This window comes from Mesorhizobium sp. WSM4817, from assembly GCF_055811135.1.
In genome coordinates this window covers 1-827 of sequence record NZ_JBVVQQ010000111.1, presented here as the reverse complement: position 1 = coordinate 827, position 827 = coordinate 1, and the positions used below count along the sequence as shown (strand labels likewise).

General features: G+C 58.0%; 1 protein-coding gene. It reads right to left on the bottom strand.

Annotation, left to right across the window (positions count from 1 at the left end):
* Nucleotides 1–50: 50 nt before the first annotated feature.
* On the bottom strand, nt 51–767 hold the full coding sequence (locus AC0L2K_RS34935; protein WP_473533653.1) for a pentapeptide repeat-containing protein: 717 nt from the start codon (nt 765–767) through the stop codon (nt 51–53).
* Between the last annotated feature and the right edge of the window lie 60 nt (nt 768–827).

Sequence of the window (827 nt, the reverse complement as noted above, 5' to 3'; positions counted from 1 at the left end):
AGGTTCGAATCCTGTCGGGTGCAGCATTGCCGCAGTTCGCTTGCCGACAACTATTCCTGCTGGAATTGACAGGGCCAATCTTCAGGCCTCGTCAAGCCAGAAGGCAACTCGGTCCGGGCGTCTCCGCAAGCCATGTTGAGCTGCCACTGGGACAGACCCGCCGAATTGGAAAGGTCGACGCCCTCGATACGGGTCAGAAAGAAAAAGGCGCGGTCAAAGTCTATCGACGCGGTGAACGTCGCTCCTCGGAAGTCCGCCCGTGCGAGATTGGCAAACGAGAAGCGGCTGCCGCTGATATCGGCGTCATGGAACCGCGCACGCCCCAATTCTGCCTTTGTGAAATCAACGTTGGTCAGATTGGCGTTCTGGAAATTCGAGCGCTGCAATTCCGCGCTCGCGAACACAGCGCCCTGCGCGTCCATACGGCTGAAGTCGGTCCTGTAGGCCTCGATTCTGTCGAACCGGGCGCCTTTGGCGGTCGAGTCGGCCAGGGAAGCACGCACAAGCGTTGCCTTCTCAAGATTTGCCGCAAGGAGATTGCTGTTCCTGAGGTCGGTCGAAGTGAAATCAACACCGAACAGGTTCGCCCCGCTCAGGTCCTGTCCTTCTAGGATGAGAAGCTTCTTGTCACACTCGTGCCAATTGACGCCAGGCGTCGCGGCTGCGTGGCAATTGTGAGCAGCAGTGGCGTTCTGCCAAGCAAACACAGTGCAAATCGCTAGAACCAAGCCGGATGCAGCGTAAGCTCTGGTTCGCCTCAAAGTCATGGTTGCTGGACCTCTGCTACTCGCCGACACTCAACCTGACCACATCTGCTGACACTCGAG